This window comes from Pseudomonas multiresinivorans, assembly GCF_012971725.1.
Classification (GTDB): domain Bacteria; phylum Pseudomonadota; class Gammaproteobacteria; order Pseudomonadales; family Pseudomonadaceae; genus Pseudomonas; species Pseudomonas multiresinivorans.
The window spans coordinates 2,323,182-2,343,587 of the sequence record NZ_CP048833.1 but is presented as its reverse complement, the minus strand read 5'-3'; the positions used below and the strand labels follow the sequence as shown (position 1 = coordinate 2,343,587).

The window sequence follows — 20,406 nt, the reverse complement described above, 5'->3', positions numbered from 1 at the left end:
GTATGGGAGGCATTCGCATGTCTGGAATTCGAGAAGCGTTTGAAGCGTGGGCTTCCAGTCATTTCGTTGACGTAGGAAGCGGCAATCCGCTCAAGAAAGGACCTAATGGTCACTATGGCTTCTATGTCGTAGCAACGGCATGGAAAGCCTGGCAAGCCAGCCGCGCGGCTCTGAAGGTGGAGCTGCCGGCAGAGGTATATCCGCATGAGGTTGATCACAAGACCGACCTTCCACTCTACCAAGCCGGAGCGGTAGCAGACGTCCTCCAGCAAGCCGGAATAGAGGTGAAGTAGCCATGACCGACAATCCTATCGACGCCAAGGTGCTTAAGCACCTGCGCAAGATTCAAGGATCTACCGCCTGGGCAATGCGTCACGCCATTGGTGAGGACAGGCCGACGATCAGCAAAGCCCTTAATCGGCTCAAGCGCAAAGGGCTGGTTGAGTGCAACGGAACTCCCTACTGGGTCGCAACAGGACTGCGAGGTACGCACGCATGACCGACCTAACCAAGCTGAAGGAGCTGGCGGAGCGGGCTACGCCGGGGCCGTGGACGACTGACGCAGCCCAAAGTGTCATTGCGGACAGCGATCAACTCAACAGCGGCTGGGTGATCTGCGAATGCTTCGGCTCTGACGAGAAGGCGAATCGTAACTTCATCAAGGCAGCCAACCCCGCAGCAGTTCTGGAGCTGATTGCCGAGGTGGAGCTGCTGCGCGGTCATGTCACCGATCTTGAGGAGGCGCGGGATACCAGAGTGTCTGAACGGCTTGCTCTGATCGACGGATTGAGCAAGGACGCCGAGCGGTACCAAGCGATTCGGTGCACAGCCTACGTCTCCGGCAAAGGCTGGCAGTTCATGTGCTATTTCAAGCCAATAAACCCATACGCCTATAACCTTCGCGGCGATAGGAAGTATCCAGATATCGACGCTGCAATCGACGCAGCCCTGGAAGGAGGCGGGAGATGAGCGAGCACGAACCCTGCATTGGCCACTCAGATGACTGGTATACGCCGCCGGACATGCTGCAGGCGATTGGCGAGCGCTTTGATCTCGACCCCTGCAGTCCAGGCGCATCGCACTGGGTTCCGGCTGACCGCGTGTTCACCATCAGCGATGACGGCCTGGCACAGCCTTGGGATGGGTTCGTATTCATGAACCCACCATTCGGCGGAAGGAATGGGCACGTGCCGTGGCTGGAGAAGTTCCTGGACCACGGCAACGGCATTGCCATCGTCCGCGCCTACACCAGCGCCGCCTGGTTCCATGAACATGCCGTAAAGGCTGACGCGATGCTCTTCCCGCGCGGCAAGACGAAGTTCATCAGGCCTGATGGAAGTATCGGCGGGTCGCCTGGGCACGGCGTCGTGCTTCTGGCCCGCGGTGAACGCGCGAAAGCTGCACTACAGCGATCTGGACTTGGCCTGTACGTCGACCTTAGTCACGCAGCCTAACCCTACCCCACTCACACCTCCGCACTGCGGATAGATGAGGTATTGCCATGAGCGCAGCAGAGAACCTCATTGATGAGGTCGATAAAGTCACCGAGAAAAGGATGGCCGAGCTGATCGGAACCACTGCCAAAGCGCTGCAGAGAAAGCGCGAGCGCAAGATCATCCCGGCATGGGTTTGGGCGAAGATAGACGGCCGAATCATCTACAGCAAAAGGAGGTATGACGAGTGGCTAGAAAGCCTCTGGACCTGCCGACCGGCGTCGAAGTCATCGGCCAATCAGTCAGAATTCGCTTCCAATGGGGAAAGCGCCGACGTTGCGAAACGCTTGCCTACCCACCGACCCAGAAAGGAATCGCAGCGGCAGCAGCTCTACGTACTCAGGTAGTTCAGTACGCCAAGATGGGTGTATTGACACACGAGAAGTATCTTGAGTTCTTCCCTTCATCCCGTGCGCACCTTCCTTCCACCGCCCGCCAAACCTTCTTTGAATACGCCCAGGAATGGCTCGACTCGCTAGAAGTTGTCGACGCCACTCGCAAAGGCTATCGAATCTCCCTCCAGCGCTACTGGATTCCACACCTGGCACAACTGCCAATGGACCAGATCCCAGCGACCATGATTCGACGCATCGTCGCTACGACGAAATGGCCATCGCCGAGCCGCAGAAAGAATGTCGTCCGCGTAGTGACATGCCTGTTCAAGCAGGCCATGAAGGAAGAGGTCGTGCAACGCGACCCGACAATATCCGTCCCTGTGGCAAAGGTTCCAAAGCGTGAGTTGGATCCATTCACGCAGGAAGAAGCAGACCTGATCATCGCCAAGCTCTATGAGGTGGCTACAGGTCTGCAGCAAATCTACGCCTGCCTGTTCGAGTTCCTGTTCTACACAGGTATGCGCCCGGGCGAGGCGATGGCGCTTCGCTGGGACGAGGTAGATACACGCGCCAGGAGGGCCAAGGTCTGCCGAATCCAACTCCGCGGCAAGATCCATGAACGAACCAAGACGAAGACCGTTCGGGAAGTTTTGTTGAACGATCGCGCGCTGCATGCCCTCGAACAAGCTAGGCCGCTGACTGCGGCGAGATCGGATTACGTGTTTGCTCCCAGCCTGAAGGCAGAACGCTCCGACCTGTACATCAAGTCGGAGACCGGCCCGAAACGCTACTGGCGCGACGCCTTGCGGAAGCTCGGCATGCGTCAGCGCAGGACGTATGACACTCGCCACACCTACGCGACGATGTGCCTGATGGCCGGGATGAATCCGGCTTTCATCGCCTCGCAGCTCGGCCACAGCGTGCCAGTTCTGCTTTCGACTTACGCCAAGTGGCTCAACTCGACGTCCGACTGGAGCGAGATGGAAAAGCTGAAAACTGGTACGAATTTGGTACGGAGGAAAGCTAAGGAGGACTGAGGCCCTGATTTTACTGGGCCCACAGTACTATGTGCGGAATTGCAGGAGAACTACGTTTCGATAACCAGGCTGCGGACCTTGCCGCAGTCGAACGCATCACTCATCACCTCGCACCGCGAGGACCCGATGCCTGGGGTTTCCATAGCGAAGGTCCCCTGGCCCTGGGCCATCGGCGGCTGAAGATCATGGACCTGGCCGAAGCATCCGGTCAGCCGATGATTGACACCTCGCTGGGCCTGTCGCTGGTGTTCAACGGGGCAATCTACAACTACCCCGAACTGCGCGGCGAGCTGGAAGCCCTTGGGTACCGCTTCTTTTCCGGAGGCGACACCGAAGTACTCCTGAAGGGATACCACGCCTGGGGTGAACAACTATTGCCCCGCCTCAATGGCATGTTCGCTTTCGCCATCTGGGAACGCGACAAACGGCGCCTGTTCATCGCCCGCGACCGCCTCGGCATCAAGCCGCTGTACCTGTCGCAGACCGGCAAGCGCCTGCGCTTCGCTTCCAGCCTGCCAGCGCTGTTGAAGGGCGGCGACATCGACCCGGCGCTGGACCCGGTGGCGCTCAACCACTACCTCAACTTCCACGCCGTGGTTCCCGCGCCACGCACTCTGCTGGCCGAAGTGCAGAAGCTGCCGCCGGCCACCTGGATGACCATCGACGCCGACGGCCATACCGAGCGCCAGCGCTGGTGGACCCTGGACTACGGCCCGCTGCCCGATGAGCGCGAGCTGACCCTGGACGACTGGGAAGACCGCCTGCTGAGCAGCCTGCGCGATGCCGTGAGCGTGCGCCAGCGCGCTGCTCGCGAAGTCGGCGTGCTGCTCTCCGGCGGCGTCGATTCCAGCCTGCTGGTCGGCCTGCTCCACGAGGCCGGCGTCGAGGACCTGCTGACCTTCTCCATCGGCTTCGAGGATGCCGGCGGCGAGCGCGGCGACGAATTCCAGTACTCGGACCTGATCGCGAAACGCTATGGCACCCGCCACCACCAACTGCGCATCGACGAGAACGAAGTTATCTCGCAACTGCCGGCGGCCTTCCGCGCCATGAGCGAGCCGATGGTCAGCCACGATTGCATCGCCTTCTACCTGCTCTCCCGGGAAGTCTCCAAGCACTGCAAGGTGGTGCAGAGCGGCCAGGGCGCCGACGAGCTGTTCGCCGGCTACCACTGGTACCCGAAAGTGGCCGGCGCGAAGGACCCGCTGCAGGCCTACCGCGCGGCCTTCTTCGATCGCAGCCACGGCGAGTACCTGGACACCGTACGCGAGGCGATGCGGGTCGAGGACGTGGCCAGCGAATTCGTCCGCGACCACTTCGCCCAGCCCGGCGCGGAAGACCCGGTGGACAAGGCATTGCGCCTGGACAGCACCATCATGCTGGTGGACGACCCGGTCAAGCGCGTCGACAACATGACCATGGCCTGGGGCCTGGAAGCCCGCGTGCCGTTCCTCGACTACCGCGTCGCGGAACTGTCGGCGCGCATCCCGTCGCGCTTCAAGCTCGGCGACGGCGGCAAGCAGGTGCTCAAGGCTGCCGCGCGCAAGGTCATCCCCAGCGAGGTGATCGACCGGCCCAAGGGTTACTTCCCGGTGCCCGGCCTCAAGCACCTGCAAGGCAATACCCGCGCCTGGGTCAGTGAATTGCTGCTGGACCCGAGCCAGGACCGTGGACTGTTCGAGACGGCGATGTTCGACCGCCTGCTCAGCGACCCGGCGAGCGACCTCACTCCGCTGCGCGGTTCCAAGTTGTGGCAGTTGGCGGCCCTCAATCTCTGGCTGACGGAACAGGGCCTCTAGAGCCCGGCGGCGCCGTGCGTGGCGCCGCCTTTCCCACAGCCCAGGACAGATGCTTATCAGGGAGCGCAAGATGAAACCCCATTCCAACCTGCCCCATCCCCACAACCAGAGGCTGCTGCGCGGCCAGACGCCGACCTACGAAAGGCTGCAGGCGCGCTTCGCCGGCGACCACGCGGAAAGCCACGGCCCGCTGATCCTCCAATGCGGCTGGGGCCGCCTGCTGATCGGCCATACCTTCTCCAGCCCGGACAAGCTGGCCGCCGAGTTGCTCAACGAACAACCCGGCGAGCGCGACATTGCCCTCTACGTCGCCGCGCCACAACAGGTGCTGTCCCACGCCCCGCAGCAACTCTTCCTCGACCCCTCGGACGCGCTGCGCCTGTGGTTCACCGACTACCGCCCGGCGCGCCGACCCTTCCGCGGCTTCCGCATCCGCCGCGTGCACAGCGACGACGACTGGACGGCGATCAACCGCCTCTACCTGTCGCGCGGCATGCTGCCGGTCGACCCCTCCAACGTCACGCCGCGCCACCAGGGCGGCCCGGCCTACTGGCTGGCAGAAGACGCCGAGACCGGCACGGTGATCGGCACCGTCATGGGCATCAACCACGCCAAGGCCTTCCGCGACCCGGAAGGCGGCTCCAGCCTCTGGTGCCTGGCGGTGGACCCGCAGTCCAGCCGGCCCGGCGTCGGCGAAGCGCTGGTACGCCACCTGATCGAGCACTTCATGAGCCGCGGCCTGGCCTATCTGGACCTGTCGGTGCTGCACGGCAACCAGCAGGCCAAGTCGCTGTACCGCAAACTGCGCTTCCGCGAGCTGCCGACCTTCGCAGTGAAGTGCAAGAACGGCATCAACCAGTCGCTGTTCCTTGGCCCCGGCCCGGAAAAGGGACTCAATCCCTACGCGAAGATCATCGTCGACGAGGCCCATCGACGCGGCATCGAAGTGCAGGTACAGGACGCCGACGCCGGCCTCTTCACCCTCACCCAGGGTGGCCGGCGCATCCGCTGCCGCGAGTCGCTGTGCGACCTCACCAGCGCCGTCAGCATGAGCCTGTGCCAGGACAAGACCCTCACCCACCGCGCCCTCGACCGCGCCGGCCTGCGCCAGCCGCAGCAACGCCTGGCCACTAGCGCCGAAGACAACGCCGCATTCCTCGAAGAACACGGCGCACTGGTGGTCAAGCCGGTGGACGGCGAACAGGGCCAGGGTGTCGCCGTGGACCTGCGCACGGCCGAGGAAGTGGAGAGCGCCATCGCCCACGCGAAGCAGTTCGATACCCGCGTCATCCTCGAGAGCTACCACCCCGGCAATGACCTGCGCATCGTGGTGATCGGCTACGAGGTGGTGGCCGCCGCCATTCGCCGCCCCGCCGAGGTGATCGGCGATGGTCGGCACAGCATCCGTAAGCTGATCGAGGCGCAGAGCCGCCGGCGCCAGGCCGCGACCGGTGGCGAAAGCCGCATCCCGCTGGACGGCGAGACCGAGCGCACCCTGGCCGCCGCCGGCTTCAGCTACGACGACGTGCTGCCCAGCGGCCAGCGCCTGGCCGTACGCCGAACGGCCAACCTGCACACCGGCGGCACCCTGGAAGACGTCACCGAGCGCCTGCACCCGGCCCTGGCCGACGCCGCCATCCGCGCGGCGCGAGCGCTGGAAATCCCGGTCACCGGCCTCGATCTGCTGGTCACCGAGGCCGACCAGGCGGACTACGTGATCATCGAAGCCAACGAGCGCCCCGGCCTGGCCAACCACGAGCCGCAGCCGACCGCCGAGCGCTTCGTCGACCTGCTCTTCCCGCTGAGCCGCGAACTCCTGCATCGCGACAACCGTGATCAGCCTCACGCCAACGAAGAGGCCCCGGCATGACCCAACTGCCACAACCCGACCTCAACTACCTGCAGCGCGTGCTGCTGGAAATGCTCGCCATCCCCAGCCCCACCGGTTTCACCGACACCATCGTGCGCTACGTCGCCGAACGGCTGGAGGAGATCGGCGTGCCCTTCGAGATGACTCGACGCGGGACCATCCGCGCCACCCTGCTGGGGCGACGCAAGAGCCCGGACCGCGCCGTCTCGGCGCACCTGGACACCATTGGCGCCATCGTCCGCGAGATCAAGCCCAACGGCCGCCTGGCCCTGGCGCCGGTGGGCTGCTGGTCGAGCCGCTTCGCCGAAGGCAGCCGCGTAACGGTGTTCTGTGAGAACGGCGTATTCCGCGGCAGCGTGCTGCCGCTGATGGCCTCCGGGCATGCCTTCAACACCGCGGTGGATACGCTGCCGATCAGCTGGGATCACGTCGAGTTGCGCCTGGACACCTACACCGCCAGCCGTGCCGACAGCGAATCCATCGGCGTGGCCATCGGCGATTTCGTCGCCTTCGACCCGCTGCCCGAGTTCACCGAGAGCGGCCACATCAGCGCCCGCCACCTCGACGACAAGGCCGGCGTGGCCGCGCTGCTGGCCTCGCTCAAAGCCATCGTCGAGGCCGGCCAGGTACCGCCGATCGACTGCCACCCGCTGTTCACCATCACCGAGGAAATCGGCTCCGGTGCGGCCGGCGCGCTGCCCTGGGATGTGAGCGAGTTCGTCGGTATCGATATCGCGCCGGTGGCCGAGGGGCAGAACTCCAGCGAACATGCGGTCAGCGTGGCGCTGCAGGACTCCGGCGGGCCTTACGATTTCCACCTGTCCCGGCACCTGCTGCGGCTGGGCGAGCGCCACGAGATCGCCGTGCGCCGGGACCTGTTCCGCTACTACCACAGCGATGCGCAATCGGCGATCACCGCCGGCCACGATATCCGCACCGCGCTGCTGGCCTTTGGCTGTGACGCCACCCACGGATATGAACGTACCCATATCGACAGCCTGGCCGCGCTGTCGAAACTGCTCACCGCCTACATGCTCAGCCCGCCGGTGTTCGACAGCGACGCGGAACCCAGCGAAGGCACGCTGGAGCGCTTCAGCAAGCAGCTGGAGCATCCGGTACACATGGAAAGCACCACCCATGTGCCGCCGGTGGACGACCTGATCGACAGTGGCGATGGAGCTGACAAAGGCAAGGACTCGGACAGGAACAAGAAGTGAAGCTGCACTCAGCTCAGCGCGGGACTACAATCCCGCGCTGCGATTCCGAGTACCCCGCCATGCTGATTCCGTACGACCTGATCGAAGCCGACACCCTCAACAACCTGCTGGAAGACTTCGTCACCCGCGAAGGCACCGACAACGGCGACGACACGCCGCTGGACGTGCGCGTGGAGCGCGCGCGCCATGCGCTCAAGCGCGGCGCGGCAGTGATCGTCTTCGACCCGGAAAGCCAGCAGTGCCAGCTGATGCTGAAAAGCGAAGTGCCGAGGGAGTGGCTGGAGGACTGACACGCGCGTTCTGAAACGCCCCAGCGCATTGCGCCTCCTGAACACCACGTAGGATGGCGTGGAGCGCAGCGATACCCATCGATTGCGCGCCCTCACAGCATGGGTATCGCAAGCTCCACCCATCCTACGATGAAGCTCAGTGGTGAGATGGGCTGCTCAGGGGGCGAGCTTGGGCCCGAGCAACACTACGCTGGCGCCGATCACGCAGAGCGCCACGCCCACCCAGTCGCTCCACAGCGGGCGACTCTTTTCCACGAAAGCCAGCCAGAACAGCGAAGCGGCGACGTAAATGCCGCCGTACGCGGCATACGCACGCCCGGCGTAGTTTGCCTCGACACGGGTGAGCAGCAGGGCGAACACCGTCAGGCTGAGCAAACCGGGAATTATCCACAGGGCGCTCTTGTCCAGGCGCAGCCAGAGGTAGAAGGCATAGCAGCCAGCGATCTCGCAGAACGCGGCGAGGACGAACCAGAGGTAATTGATCATGGATTCTTTCCGTAACGGGAGGCGCGCAATCAGCCGCGCAGGCCGCCTTCGCGTTCCCAGGCGCAACGCACTTTCAGTTCACCTTCGCGCGGGCTGTGGAAGCCGTTCTCGGACTCCCAGCGGAAGGTATGGCTGCCGTTGACTTCGGTTTCCAGGTGCACCACCGCACTGGCCCAGTAAAGCCGGCGCAGCAGCGCTTCGAACTGTTCGACCCAGAGTTTCCACTCGTACTCGATGGTCTGGTAGCTGGCGCCGAAATGGATCACCTGGGACTGGTACAGGCCCGCGCCTTCGGTCTCGCAGCGGCTGAACATCTCGCGGCCGAGGAACGGCCAGGCCTCGCCCATGGGCAGGCTGTCGAGCACCTTGCGGTTGGCGGCGCGGCGCAGGCGGCGCTCCATCGAGTCGCCGGGCCAGTCGCGGATGCAGCCATAGACGATGGATTCACAGTGCAAGCGGGTTCTTCCTTCAATGACACCGGAGCCTTCTAACACAGGCCCGACGATGCGCAAAGCACGAATCCCAAGAGCTGGGCGGTAGCCCGAAAAAGCAAAAGCCCCGCGAAATGAGCGGGGCTTTCACCGGGGTCCAACGTACATCAGCCAGGCAGGCCGGTGACTAAAACTAAACCTTTGCACCGGCCTGGGCAAGCCCTGTCTTTCATTGCACCGAAAGGGGGCAAATTCCTTCTTCAGAACCTGCTTTACGATCTAGCGAGCTAGAGCAGAACAAGGCGAGGGCGGCTGAGAAAGCGGAGTGGACACGCAGTCCATGAGCAGTTCTCAGCTGCACTCAACGCAGTTCTGCCGACGCGCAGCAGATCGTAATCAGGTTCTCAGCTGAGGCTGCGGCGCTTGGCCTGCATCTTCTCCGCCATCTTCGCCATCTCGTCGTAGATCGCCTGCGGGTTCTGCTGCTTGATCTGCCACGCCATGCGGCCCTGCTCGTGGGGCAGGATCATGAAGACATCGCGACCCACTTCCTGGTGGATGTAGTCGGCAATGTCGGCGGCGCTGATCGGCGAGCTTTCCAGCAGCTTGCCGACCTGGGTCTTCATCTCCGGGCTCGGGCCGCGGAAGGAGTCCAGCAGGTTGGTCTGGAAGAACGACGGGCAGACCACGTGGACCTTCACGTCCACCAGGCTGAGGTCGGCCAGCAGGCTTTCCGACAGCGCCACCACGCCGGCCTTGGCCACGTTGTAGTTGCTCATCGCCGGGCCCTGCATCAGCGCGGCCATGGAGGCGATGTTGATGATGCGGCCCTTGCTCTTTTCCAGCAGCGGCAGGAAGGCCTTGCAGCCCTTGACCACACCCATCAGGTTGATCGAGATCTGCCAGTCCCAGTCCTCCAGCGACAGTTCGCTGAAGAAGCCGCCGGAAGCGACGCCGGCATTGTTGACGATAATGTCGATGCCGCCGAACTTCTCTTCGCAGTTCTGCGCCAGCTGGGTCAGCTGGCTGTAGTCGCGCACGTCGCAACGCTGGGTGAAGCCATCGCCGCCGGCTTCACGCACCAGCTTGAGAGTTTCCTGCAGGCCTGCTTCGTTGACGTCGGCCAGCGCCAGCTTCCAGCCCTCGCGGGCCCAGCGCAGGGCGATTTCGCGTCCGAGGCCGGAACCGGCGCCGGTGATCATGATGCGATTTTGCATAAGGGAGGTCTGCCTTTTCTTGTCTTGTTCGGGACGGGTGGTCGACGAGGATTTGTCGACGACTGTGGCCCGAAGTGTAACCAAGGCTTTCGACCATCAGCGGTGAAATCAGGGCGCTGAATGCCCCTGGCAAACCGCCGGCGCACTAGCGCTTCACGGGTTGCAGGGTCAGGCCTGGACGAGCACGCAGAGCTTGCCCAGCACCAGGGCGATGCCGGCGGAGACGAGCAGGTGGGCAGCACAGTTGATGCGCTCGCGCTTGAACTGGGCAAAGCCCCGGATGCGGTAGCGGAGGATGAAGATGCCCAGCGCCACGGGAAGGGCCGGGCCGAGGAAGGCGAACTGCCAATAGCGATCGGGGTTGACCACCGGGTCCAGGGTCATGGCTTCGGCCAGCGGCGGCAGGCCCAGCCCGCACTGGACGAGCAACCACACCACGCCCAGCACAACCAGTACAACGCCCAGCATCCCTACGACTCCCTGATGGCAAAGGCCCAGTATGTTAGTACAGGCCACCCCAACGGGCTGTGCGACGAATCACCCTGTGGCGTACCAGCGCGGTGACGTTTGCAACGAGAACATCCAATCCAAATGGAGCGAGGATCGAATCATCGCGGACGGAGTCCGCTCCTATGCGGCGATGAGGCCCGTGGTCGACGTAGGAGCGGATTCATCCGCGATGCTCTTGCCAGTGCCCAGTCAGATACGTCCGAGCAACAACAGCACCAGCAGGACGACCAGCACGACACCGATGACGCCCGAGGGGCCGTAACCCCAGTTGCGCGAGTGGGGGAAGACCGGCAAGCCACCGATCAGCATCAAGATCAGGATGATCAACAGAATAGTCCCGAGTCCCATATCGTCTCTCCTCTTTCAGTCGACGAGGGGCGATGGCTCGCGGGATGCGATTGGCCAGCGCTTATGAGTTCCGACCGGGTAGCTGCGCGGAAGATTCAAAGAATCTGCGCGCCGCCGGGATCAGCTCAGATCGCGGGGTAGTGAGCCCTTGCGCAGGCGCAGGAACATCAGCGCGGCAGTGCGCGCATCGCCGATGGCGGTGTGGCGGCCTTCGATGGGGATTTCCAGGTTGCGTGCCAGGGTATCGAATCGCAGGTCCAGGTGCAGGTCGGGGAAGCGCCGGCTCATCTTGCGGTGGTAGATCTCGGAGACCTCGACGCGGGGATTGTCCAGCCGCGCGTCGAGTTGCTCGCGCAGATGGCAGCGCAGCACGGCGACGTCGAAGGACAGGTAGTAACCCAGCAGCGGGCGGTCGCCGATGAACACCTGTACCCGCTTCAGCGCCTCCGCCAGCGGCAGCTGGCCTTCGAGGTCGGCGCGGCGCAGCTTGTGGATGCGGATCGACTCGCCGTCCAGCGATGGCGGCGGCTCAACCAGCAGTTCCAGGCGCTCGCCGAGGATCAGCTTGCCGCGGCGGATCACCACGGCGCCAATGCTGAGGATGTCGGCCTTGCGCGGATCGAGGCTGGTGGTTTCCAGGTCCAGCGACACCAGTTCCTCCGCCTCGGCCGGATCATGCCGCCACCAGTAGAGGCGGCGGCGCCAGGCGGACCAATGCGGATCGGGGGCGGCGACGCAGGCGTTCATCGGGTCTCCAGGTGGAATTGGCGGGTCAGGCTCTGCTTGAACTTCTTCACCGTGTGCAGCCCGAAGCGCAGCAGGTCACGCTCGTGGCGGCTCAGGCGGGAAACATCGAGCCCCTGCTCGCGACCGTCACGCTGGCCGTCCAATTGCTGGCGCAGGCGCAGCTGAAGGAACAGCTCGAAGGACTCGACCAGGTTGTCCACCAGCGACTCGTCCAGCACGCCGAGCGCCTTCAGCGCAGCCAGCCGGCCCAGCGTGCCGCGCTCCTCCAGGCCTTCGCGCACGGCCAGCACGCGGGCGCCGTGGACGATGGGAAAGATGCCGCCGCGCTTCACGTCGAGTTGCGCGTCCTGAGTCTTGAGTTGGCCGAGAAAGGTCAGCGGCGTATCGAATTGCAGCGCCGGCAAGGCGAGGTCGCTCATCCAGCGGCCGCTGTCGCCAGTCAGTTCACAAAGGCTTTCGCGCAGGCCGTCGAACAGTCGCCGGTTGCCCGCCACCGGCCAGGCATCGGCAAGAATCGACAGGCGCATCAGTTGCTCCTGGCGCCCCTGCAACGGCAACTCGCGCAATTCGCGCTGCCATTCCGACAAGGGCTTGCACCACTCCGGCCGGCTGGCCATCACGCCGCCGGGGCATGGCGGATAGCCGAACTCCAGCAGCGCGGTGGAAAAGCGCTGCATCAATAGCAGGCCCTGCTCCACCGGCAGACCGTCGTCGAGAATCAGAGCGTTGTCCTGGTCGGTCTTCAGCAACTGTTCCGCGCGCCCTTCGCTGCCCATCACCAGCAGGCAGCAACGGCCACGCAGCACTGGCGGCACCTGCAACTCGAACAGGCGCTCGAGTAACTGTTCGTTGAGGGCGCTGACCAGCTGCATGATGAAGCGCAGGCGAATGCCGTTGCCGGCCAGGGTGGCGATCAGCGTGTGCAGGGTTTCCGCTGCCGCACGTAATTCGGCCTCGCTTTCGGCGCGGGCGATGCGCAGCGCCAGCACGTGGGAATGGGTAGAGAACAGGCTGAGCACCTGGGTCAGGTGCAGCAGGCCGACCACCCTGCCCGCCTCGCACACGGCCACGCGCTCGATGCGCTGGCGGGTCATGAGGATCATCGCGTCGAAGAGAAAGTCACCCAGCTCGACATGGCTCAGCGGGCGGTGCGCCAGCGGGCCGATGGGTTGCGCCTCGCTGAAGCCATCGCGGAAGTGGGCGGTCATCAGGTCGGTGCGGGTGACGATGCCCAGGGCACCGTCCTCGCGTACCAGCAGAGCGTCGGCACCGCGGCTCAGCTGCAGCCGCGCCGCATCGCCCAGCGGCAACGTGGGCTCGACTTCGATGGCCGGCAACAGGTGTTCGGATGCGATGCGGGTGAGGATGAATTCGGCCAGGTTCTGCCCGTCGCGACGCTCCAGCTGGCGTTTGCTGGCCAGGTCCGCGCGGAAGAATCGCGCGAACTCGGGATTGTCCGCGCAGAGCTGATGGAAAACCGCGGCAGGCAGTTCGTAGACGATGCTTTCTTCCACTGCCTGGTAACGGTGCTTGCTGCTGCCGGAGAGCAATCCGCGGACGTCGAACAGGTCTTCGGCGCCGTATTGCGCGAACAGCCTGCCGTCCTCGCCGCGCTCCTCGATCACGCCCTTCATCAGCACGAACAGGCACGGCACCGGCGCACCGGCTTCGAGCAGCACTTCGTCGACGGTGTAGTAACCCACGCTCAGCGCGTCGCGCAGTTGCTCGCGCTCCAGCGGGCGAAGCTGGTCGAAGGGCGGCGAGGCGAAGTTGAAATCGTCGGACATCCGTTATCCATCCCTGTCAAAAAGCGGGGCCGGAGGTGTTTCCACCTCCGGCCCCGGCAGGTTAGCTCACGCGATCAGTGGGCAACGGCGCCAGTGGCACCTACGCCAGTCTGCGAGCGGATGAATTGCGGGAAGAAGCGTGCACGCTCCTCGTCGGCAGCGGCGGACTTGTCGGTGATGGAGAAGAACCAGATGCCGATGAAGGCCACGGCCATGGAGAACAGCGCCGGGTACTCGTACGGGTAGATGGCTTTCTCGTGGCCGAGGATCTGTACCCAGATGGTTGGGCCGAGGATCATCAAAGTCACCGCGGTGATCAGGCCGAGCCAGCCGCCGATCTTCGCGCCGCGGGTGGTCAGCTTCTTCCAGTACATCGAGAGCAGCAGTACCGGGAAGTTGCAGCTGGCAGCGATGGAGAAGGCCAGGCCTACCATGAAGGCGATGTTCTGCTTCTCGAACAGGATGCCGAGGACGATGGCCACCACGCCGAGGCAGACGGTGGTGATCTTCGACACGCGCAGCTCGTCCTTCTCGTTGGCCTTGCCGCCCTTCAGCACGCTGGCGTACAGGTCGTGGGACACGGCCGAGGCACCGGCCAGGGTCAGGCCGGCGACCACCGCAAGGATGGTGGCGAAGGCTACGGCGGAGATGAAGCCGAGGAACAGGCTGCCGCCCACGGCATCGGCCAGGTGCACGGCGGCCATGTTGTTGCCGCCCAGCAGCGCGCCGGTGGCGTCCTTGAAGTCAGGATTGGTGCTGACCAGCAGGATCGCGCCGAAGCCGATGATGAAGGTCAGGATGTAGAAGTAGCCGATGAAACCGGTGGCGAAGAACACCGACTTGCGGGCTTCCTTGGCGTCACTGACGGTGAAGAAGCGCATCAGGATATGCGGCAGGCCGGCGGTGCCGAACATCAGCGCGAAGCCCAGGGAGAACGCGGAGATCGGGTCCTTCACCAGGCCGCCGGGGCTCATGATGCCCTCGCCTTTGGGGTGAACCTTGATGGCTTCGGAGAACAGGGTGCTGATGTCGAAGTTGACGTGCTTGAGCACCATGATCGCCATGAAGGTAGCGCCCGAGAGCAGCAGCACGGCCTTGATGATCTGTACCCAGGTGGTGGCGAGCATGCCGCCGAACAGCACGTACAGAACCATCAGGATGCCGACCAGGACCACGGCGACATGGTAGTTCAGGCCGAACAGCAGCTCGATGAGCTTGCCGGCACCGACCATCTGCGCGATCAGGTAGAAGGCCACCACCACCAGCGAACCACAGGCGGACAGGGTGCGGATGTCCTTCTGCTTGAGGCGGTAGGAAGCCACGTCGGCGAAGGTGTACTTGCCCAGGTTGCGCAGGCGCTCGGCGATCAGGAAGAGGATGATCGGCCAGCCAACGAGGAAGCCGATGGAGTAGATCAGGCCGTCGTAGCCGGAGGTGAACACCAGCGCGGAAATACCCAGGAAGGACGCGGCGGACATGTAGTCACCAGCGATCGCCAGGCCATTCTGGAAACCGGTGATGCTGCCGCCGGCGGTGTAGAAATCAGCGGCGGATTTGCTGCGCTTGGAAGCCCAGTAGGTGATGCACAGGGTCAGGCCGACGAAGGCGACGAACATGACGATGGCAGAGACGTTCAGCGGCTGACGCTGCACCTCGCCAGTGAGGGCGTCAGCCCAGAGTGCGGGAGCGAAGGCCGCCAGAGCGAACGCCGCTGTGATTCGGCCTTTCATTGCTGGGCCTCCTTGATGATTTCCTGGTTCATGCGGTCGAATTCACCGTTCGCCCGGCGCACGTAGATGCCGGTGAGCACGAAGGCCGAGAGGATCAGCCCGACGCCCATGGGGATGCCCCAGGTGACGGACGAATCGGCACTGATCTTCGTACCCAGCAGCTGCGGCTGGAAGGCGATGAGCAGGATGAAGACCACGTACAGGCCCAACATGATCAGGGAGAGCAGCCAGGCGAATCGCTCGCGCTTGGCCACCAACTCTTTGAAGCGCGGATTGGTATCAATCCGCTGGTAGATGCTGTCGTTCATTTTGTTCTTGTCCTCACAGCGGGGATGACGCGGATGTCGTCGATCCCTAATTTATGTGTCCGCTGCAAGCGCTCCAGACGACTTTAGTCGTAGCGATTTGCCCCCTCTTGCGAACAAGCCCGGAATAGACGCCTCGGCATAAAAAAATCCCCCGCGAACGATGGCGTTCGCGGGGGATTTTTCTGTTACGCGTGCAAGTTCAGTCTAGCTGCTTACAGCCATTCCTTCACCCGATCCGGATGCGCTTCGACCCATTTCTTGGCGGCCACTTCCGGCTTCTCGCCGTTCTGCACGGCCAGCATCACTTCGCCGATTTCCTGGCCGTCCTTCCACTGGAATTTCTTCAGGAAGGCCCAGACTTCCGGCGCCTTCTTCTCCAGCGCCGGGTTGGCGACGCTGTCGACATGCTCCTCTTCGCCGTAGACCTTTTTCGGGTCTTCGAGGAACTTCAGCTTCCACTTGGCGAACATCCAGTGCGGGATCCAGCCAGTGACGGCGATGGCCTTCTTGTCGTTCTCCGCGCGGGTCAGCTCGGCGATCATGCCGCTGCCGGAACTGGCTACCAGCTTGTAGTCCAGGCCGTAGTCCTTGATCGCCTGGTCAGTCTTGAGCATCACCCCGGCGCCGGCGTCGATGCCGACGATGCGGCCATCGAAATCAGCCTTCTGCGCCTTGAGGTCTTCGATGCTGTTGGCTTTCACATACTCGGGCACGATCAGGCCGATCTTCGCCCCCGGGTAGTTCACGCCCAGGTTGGTGACCTTGTCCTTCATCTTCTCGTAGTAGGCGCCATGGGTGACCGGCAGCCAGGCCGAGAGCATGGCGTCGAGCTTGCCGCGCGCCACGCCCTGCCACATGATCCCGGCGGCAACCGGCATCAGCTTGACCTGGTAGCCGAGCTTCTCGCGCATGATCTCGGCGGCCACGTGCGTGGTGGCCACGCTGTCCGACCAGCCGTCCACGTAACCGATGGTGATTTCCGGCTTGGCTGCCGCACCGGCCAGCCCGGCCGCTGCCGACAGCACCAGCCCTGCGCCCAGGCCCAACAGGCGTCGCATCATAGACATGGTTTTCTCCCCGTGATTTTTCGTTGCGGCGTCCGAGTGGACCCGGCGCCATTCGCGGTCTTGGCCGCCCTTTCATGATCGGCGCCCGCTGCTGGCGAACTGCTCTGAGAACGACGCCAAACGGTCCGATCCACGACAGAATCCGTCCATCCACGACCGCGCCATTCCATCCGCGACGAAGGTGCCGGCCTATCGCCTCCATACAGAGGCTCGATTACCCGGCGGGGTTCCCGCGCAGTAGTCTTTCAGCAACGGAGAATCATTCTCGACTGGAGGATTGCCACCATGCTCAAGACCGTCACCTTCACCCTGATGCACTTCGCCATCGCCTTCAGCGTCGCCTACGCGCTGACCGGCAGCATCACCGTGGGCGGCCTGGTGGCGATCGTCGAGCCGCTGTGCAACGCGGTGGGCTTCCACTTCCACGAGAAGTTCTGGAAGTGCATCGAGGGCAACGCGGCCCAACCGACGCACAACTGGGCTCACCGTCACGCGTGAGCACCCCGCGTGGGCACTGACGGCGGCGAGCGGCGTTGCTAAGATGCGCGCCTCGCCACGGTTCGCGTGCCCCCATGCCCCAGTCCTCGCGCTTTCCGCTTCTCCCTTACCTTCTCGCCCTGCTGCTTGCCCTGATCGCCCTCGGCGGCCTCTGGTACGGCCTGGGCAAACCGGTGGTCCTGCCCGACGCAGCCACGCCCACGCACAAGCTGCAGTGCGCGTCCTACAGCCCGTTCGCCAAGGACCAGTCGCCCTTCGACCAGCCCTTCGTCCTGCGCCCGGAGCAGATGGACGCTGACCTGGCGCTGCTGGCGACGCGCTTCGAGTGCGTGCGCACCTATTCTATGACCGGGCTGGAAGGCATCCCGGCGCTGGCGCGCAAGCACGGCCTGAAGCTGATGCTCGGCGCCTGGGTCAATGCCAACCCGGTGGACACCGATCGGGAAGTCGAGGCGCTGATCAAGGCGGCCAACCAGTACCCGGACGTGGTACAGGCGGTGATCGTCGGCAACGAGACCCTGCTGCGCAAGGAAGTCACCGGGCGCTACCTCGCCGGGCTGATCCACAAGGTGAAGGCTCGTGTGCGCCAGCCGGTGACCTACGCCGACGTCTGGGACTTCTGGCACCAGCACCCGGAGATCGCCCCGGCGGTGGACTTCGTCACCATCCACCTGTTGCCGTACTGGGAAGACAATCCCAGCGGGATCGACGATGCACTCGCCCACGTGGCGAAGATCCGCGAGGACTTCGGCCGCGAGTTCGCCCCCAAGGACATCCTGATCGGCGAAACCGGCTGGCCCAGCGAAGGCCGCCAGCGCGAAACCGCCCTGCCCAGCCGCGTCAACGAGGCGCGCTTCATCCGCGGTTTCGTGCACATGGCCGAGGAGAAAGGCTGGCGCTACAACCTGATCGAAGCCTTCGACCAGCCCTGGAAGCGCCAGAGCGAAGGCGCGGTGGGCGGTTACTGGGGCCTGTTCAGCGCCGACCGCGAGGAGAAGGGCGTGCTCGCCGGGCCGGTCAGCAACCTGCCAGGCTGGCCGCTATGGCTGGGGCTTTCCGGCGTGATCCTGCTCGGTGGATTGCTGGTCGGCGGCCGCCCCGCCTCTGCCCGCAATGCCTTCCTGTTGCCGCTGGTTGGCGCACTCGGGGCCGGCTGCATCGGCCTGTGGCTGGAACTGTCGGTGATCATCAGCCGATTCTGGGGCGAGTGGCTCTGGTCGGCGGCACTGGTGGGCTTGAATCTGCTGGTACTGCTGCACATCAGCCTGGCACTGTCGGCTCGTGCCGGCTGGCGCGCGAAGGCGTTCGACTGGCTGCAACGCCACGCCGGCCTGTGGCTGGCGGCGGCCGGTTTCGCTGGTGCGGTGCTGATGCTCGGGATGGTCTTCGACGCGCGCTACCGCAGTTTCCCCAGCGCGGCACTGTTGTTCCCGGCGCTGGTCTATCTGTGCCGGCCGGTTGCGACGCCACGTCGAGAAGCACTGTTGCTGGCATTGATCATTGCCGCCGGGATTCCCGCACAGCTGGCAACGGAAGGCTTGAGCAATCTTCAGGCACTGGGCTGGGCAGCGGTGAGCCTGCTCCTGCTCGGCGCACTGTTACGCGGACGGCTGATGCCGCAAAAGGCCTGACTCAGAGTCCCGCTGCCCGCACCAGTCGCAGACCGGTCAATACCACCGCGAACACCGCGAGCCCGGCGTTGTACAGCACCAGCGCCGGCAGCGTGACCAGCATCGCCAGCACCGCCAGCCACCAGCCGGCCTGGCGCGGCACGAAGAAGGCCAGCAGTGAAAGCCCCAGGGCGAGCTTGCCGAACACGCCGAAATGAATCGCCCAACCCAGTTGCGAACGCACGCCGCACTCCCAGCGCGTGGCTTCATCGGCGCAGAGGCCAACCCAACGGCCATCCTCCATCAGGCCGAAACGCACGCCATAACTGGCGGCCAGCCACAGGGCCAGGGCGAGCAGCAGGAGGATCAGGGGCAAACGACGGGACATGGCGCCACTACTCCGGGCAGGCGGGAAATCGGCGCCCAGCATAACCAGCGCAAGGGCCGATGCAAGGGGGGCCGGTTGCAGCTTAGACTTCGCCCAGCAATGGAGCCTTCGATGAAACGATCGACCCTGTTCCTGCTGGCCTGCCTGGCGGGCAGCTTCTGGTGGCTATGGCCGACCGAGCGTCCCCAGGCGCCGCAGCAACACAGCCAGACACTGGCCAATGGCGGCTTCCGCCTGGAGCGCTATTCCATCTATCCACTGGAGGATTTCAACATCGAGGCACGCGTGCTGGGCCGCGAGGATTACCGTCTGGGCCGCGAGGCGGAGTTGTCGCCCACCGATCTCGCCCTGGGCTGGGGGCCGATGGATGACCCGCGCGTGCTGGCCGATATCCGCATCACCCAGGGCAACCGCTGGTTCTACTGGCACGCCGACAAGCTACCGATTCCCCGCCGGGAGCTGGAGACCCATGCCGCCAACATGCACATGATCCCGGCCAGCGACGATGTGGCGCGCACCCTGGCCCAGGTCAGCGCCGGCGAGCACATTCGCCTCTCCGGCAAGCTGGTGCGCGTGGAGGGCGATGACGGCTGGCGCTGGGTCAGTTCGCTGACCCGCGAGGACACCGGCGCCGGCGCCTGCGAGCTGGTCTGGGTGGAGAGCCTGGAGCATTACTGAGACGCCCGGTTGCCAGCCGCGCCCGCCTTTGGGCATCCTCGTTGCGATCCCGCCCTGCAAGGAATTATCGATGCCTCGTGCCACCCTGCGCCCCGCCGTCCCCGACGACATCCCGCTGATTCTCGAACTGATCCGCGAACTGGCCGACTACGAAAAGCTGGTCCATGAGGTAAAGGCCGACGCCCAGCGCATGCACGACCATCTGTTCGGCCCGCGCCCCTACGCCGAGGTGCTGATCGGGGAGGTGGATGGCACGCCCCAGGGTTTTGCGTTGTTCTTCCACAACTACTCCACCTGGCTGAGCCAGCCCGGCATCTACCTCGAAGACCTCTACGTGCGCCCCGCCGCGCGCGGCGCCGGGCTGGGCAAGGCGCTGCTCACGGAGCTGGCGCGGCTGGCAGTGGAGCGTGGCTGTGGTCGGCTGGAATGGTCGGTGCTGGACTGGAACGAACCGGCCATTGGCTTCTATCGCAGCCTGGGCGCGCGCCCACAGGACGAATGGACCGTCTATCGTCTAACCGGTGACGCACTCAAGGACCTCGCGCGCAAAGGCTGACAAG

25 protein-coding genes are annotated in these 20,406 nt (G+C 64.3%); 14 read left to right on the top strand and 11 right to left on the bottom strand.

Translation table 11 applies throughout. The annotated features are described in order from the left end of the window. Positions 1-17: 17 nt before the first annotated feature. From G4G71_RS10890 to G4G71_RS10850, 10 genes are all read left to right on the top strand, one after another. Complete coding sequence (locus G4G71_RS10890; RefSeq protein WP_169937523.1) at positions 18-293, top strand: phiTE_015 family protein; 276 nt, start codon at positions 18-20, stop codon at positions 291-293. A 2-nt stretch (positions 294-295) separates the two neighbouring features. Further along, on the top strand, positions 296-499 hold the full coding sequence (locus G4G71_RS10885; protein ID WP_169937521.1) for a winged helix-turn-helix domain-containing protein: 204 nt from the start codon (positions 296-298) through the stop codon (positions 497-499). Continuing rightward, a complete protein-coding gene (locus G4G71_RS10880) occupies positions 496-969 on the top strand; it encodes an ead/Ea22-like family protein (protein ID WP_169937519.1) in 474 nt (157 codons plus the stop codon). The genes G4G71_RS10885 and G4G71_RS10880 overlap by 4 nt, the downstream gene beginning before the upstream one ends. Next, positions 966-1,454, top strand: a complete 489-nt coding sequence (locus G4G71_RS10875) for a DNA N-6-adenine-methyltransferase (protein WP_169937517.1) — start codon at positions 966-968, stop codon at positions 1,452-1,454. The genes G4G71_RS10880 and G4G71_RS10875 overlap by 4 nt, the downstream gene beginning before the upstream one ends. Before the next feature lie 47 nt (positions 1,455-1,501). Then, a complete protein-coding gene (locus tag G4G71_RS29935; protein WP_240964905.1) occupies positions 1,502-1,840 on the top strand; it encodes a hypothetical protein in 339 nt (112 codons plus the stop codon). Continuing rightward, positions 1,723-2,865 (top strand): site-specific integrase, encoded by a 1,143-nt coding sequence (locus G4G71_RS10870; protein ID WP_240964946.1) that lies wholly within the window; start codon positions 1,723-1,725, stop codon positions 2,863-2,865. The genes G4G71_RS29935 and G4G71_RS10870 overlap by 118 nt, the downstream gene beginning before the upstream one ends. Positions 2,866-2,894: 29 nt before the next feature. Next, positions 2,895-4,664: an N-acetylglutaminylglutamine amidotransferase gene (locus G4G71_RS10865; RefSeq protein WP_169937512.1), complete on the top strand. Its 1,770-nt coding sequence runs from the start codon at positions 2,895-2,897 to the stop codon at positions 4,662-4,664. A 70-nt stretch (positions 4,665-4,734) separates the two neighbouring features. After that, positions 4,735-6,534 (top strand): N-acetylglutaminylglutamine synthetase, encoded by a 1,800-nt coding sequence (ngg, locus tag G4G71_RS10860; RefSeq protein WP_169937510.1) that lies wholly within the window; start codon positions 4,735-4,737, stop codon positions 6,532-6,534. Next, positions 6,531-7,751, top strand: coding sequence for an osmoprotectant NAGGN system M42 family peptidase (locus G4G71_RS10855; RefSeq protein ID WP_169937508.1), 1,221 nt, complete (start codon positions 6,531-6,533; stop codon positions 7,749-7,751). Before ngg ends, G4G71_RS10855 begins: the two co-directional genes overlap by 4 nt. A gap of 59 nt (positions 7,752-7,810) precedes the next feature. Then, entirely contained in the window at positions 7,811-8,041 is a 231-nt protein-coding gene (locus G4G71_RS10850; protein WP_169937506.1) for a YheU family protein, read from the top strand. Between the two features lie 156 nt (positions 8,042-8,197). Here the strand turns inward: G4G71_RS10850 and G4G71_RS10845 are convergent, their stop codons facing one another. The 10 genes from G4G71_RS10845 to G4G71_RS10800 form a co-directional block, all read right to left on the bottom strand. Further along, complete coding sequence (locus G4G71_RS10845) at positions 8,198-8,527, bottom strand: YnfA family protein (protein WP_169937504.1); 330 nt, start codon at positions 8,525-8,527, stop codon at positions 8,198-8,200. A gap of 29 nt (positions 8,528-8,556) precedes the next feature. Continuing rightward, positions 8,557-8,982, bottom strand: a complete 426-nt coding sequence (locus G4G71_RS10840) for a hypothetical protein (RefSeq protein WP_024766159.1) — start codon at positions 8,980-8,982, stop codon at positions 8,557-8,559. 380 nt (positions 8,983-9,362) lie between these two features. Beyond that, the gene (locus tag G4G71_RS10835; protein ID WP_054911111.1) at positions 9,363-10,175 is read right to left on the bottom strand and encodes an SDR family oxidoreductase; all 813 of its coding nucleotides are present in this window, start codon (positions 10,173-10,175) and stop codon (positions 9,363-9,365) included. Between the two features lie 168 nt (positions 10,176-10,343). Further along, on the bottom strand, positions 10,344-10,643 hold the full coding sequence (locus G4G71_RS10830) for a hypothetical protein (protein ID WP_169937502.1): 300 nt from the start codon (positions 10,641-10,643) through the stop codon (positions 10,344-10,346). Between the two features lie 231 nt (positions 10,644-10,874). After that, positions 10,875-11,033: a DUF3309 family protein gene (locus G4G71_RS10825; RefSeq protein WP_017522017.1), complete on the bottom strand. Its 159-nt coding sequence runs from the start codon at positions 11,031-11,033 to the stop codon at positions 10,875-10,877. A gap of 120 nt (positions 11,034-11,153) precedes the next feature. Continuing rightward, entirely contained in the window at positions 11,154-11,780 is a 627-nt protein-coding gene (locus tag G4G71_RS10820) for a 3'-5' exonuclease (protein WP_169937499.1), read from the bottom strand. Then, the gene (locus G4G71_RS10815) at positions 11,777-13,567 is read right to left on the bottom strand and encodes a DUF294 nucleotidyltransferase-like domain-containing protein (RefSeq protein WP_169937497.1); all 1,791 of its coding nucleotides are present in this window, start codon (positions 13,565-13,567) and stop codon (positions 11,777-11,779) included. The genes G4G71_RS10820 and G4G71_RS10815 overlap by 4 nt, the downstream gene beginning before the upstream one ends. Before the next feature lie 74 nt (positions 13,568-13,641). Then, the gene (locus G4G71_RS10810) at positions 13,642-15,297 is read right to left on the bottom strand and encodes a cation acetate symporter (protein WP_169937495.1); all 1,656 of its coding nucleotides are present in this window, start codon (positions 15,295-15,297) and stop codon (positions 13,642-13,644) included. Then, on the bottom strand, positions 15,294-15,605 hold the full coding sequence (locus tag G4G71_RS10805; protein WP_169937493.1) for a DUF485 domain-containing protein: 312 nt from the start codon (positions 15,603-15,605) through the stop codon (positions 15,294-15,296). Before G4G71_RS10805 ends, G4G71_RS10810 begins: the two co-directional genes overlap by 4 nt. 212 nt (positions 15,606-15,817) lie before the next feature. Then, complete coding sequence (locus G4G71_RS10800) at positions 15,818-16,672, bottom strand: glycine betaine ABC transporter substrate-binding protein (protein WP_169937491.1); 855 nt, start codon at positions 16,670-16,672, stop codon at positions 15,818-15,820. Between the two features lie 285 nt (positions 16,673-16,957). Here G4G71_RS10800 and G4G71_RS10795 point away from each other — a divergent pair, with 285 nt between their 5' ends. Continuing rightward, positions 16,958-17,170 (top strand): DUF2061 domain-containing protein, encoded by a 213-nt coding sequence (locus G4G71_RS10795; RefSeq protein ID WP_169937489.1) that lies wholly within the window; start codon positions 16,958-16,960, stop codon positions 17,168-17,170. 74 nt (positions 17,171-17,244) lie between these two features. Continuing rightward, positions 17,245-18,801, top strand: a complete 1,557-nt coding sequence (locus G4G71_RS10790) for a glycoside hydrolase family 17 protein (protein ID WP_169937487.1) — start codon at positions 17,245-17,247, stop codon at positions 18,799-18,801. Position 18,802: 1 nt separating this feature from the next. Here the strand turns inward: G4G71_RS10790 and G4G71_RS10785 are convergent, their stop codons facing one another. Continuing rightward, the gene (locus G4G71_RS10785) at positions 18,803-19,168 is read right to left on the bottom strand and encodes a hypothetical protein (protein ID WP_169937485.1); all 366 of its coding nucleotides are present in this window, start codon (positions 19,166-19,168) and stop codon (positions 18,803-18,805) included. 111 nt (positions 19,169-19,279) lie between these two features. On the opposite strand from G4G71_RS10785, the gene G4G71_RS10780 reads away from it, so the two are divergent. Further along, positions 19,280-19,846, top strand: a complete 567-nt coding sequence (locus G4G71_RS10780; protein ID WP_169937483.1) for a hypothetical protein — start codon at positions 19,280-19,282, stop codon at positions 19,844-19,846. 70 nt (positions 19,847-19,916) lie between these two features. Then, positions 19,917-20,402 carry a GNAT family N-acetyltransferase gene (locus tag G4G71_RS10775; protein ID WP_169937481.1) on the top strand — a complete coding sequence of 162 codons (486 nt, stop codon included), beginning with the start codon at positions 19,917-19,919 and terminating at the stop codon, positions 20,400-20,402. Positions 20,403-20,406: the final 4 nt, after the last annotated feature.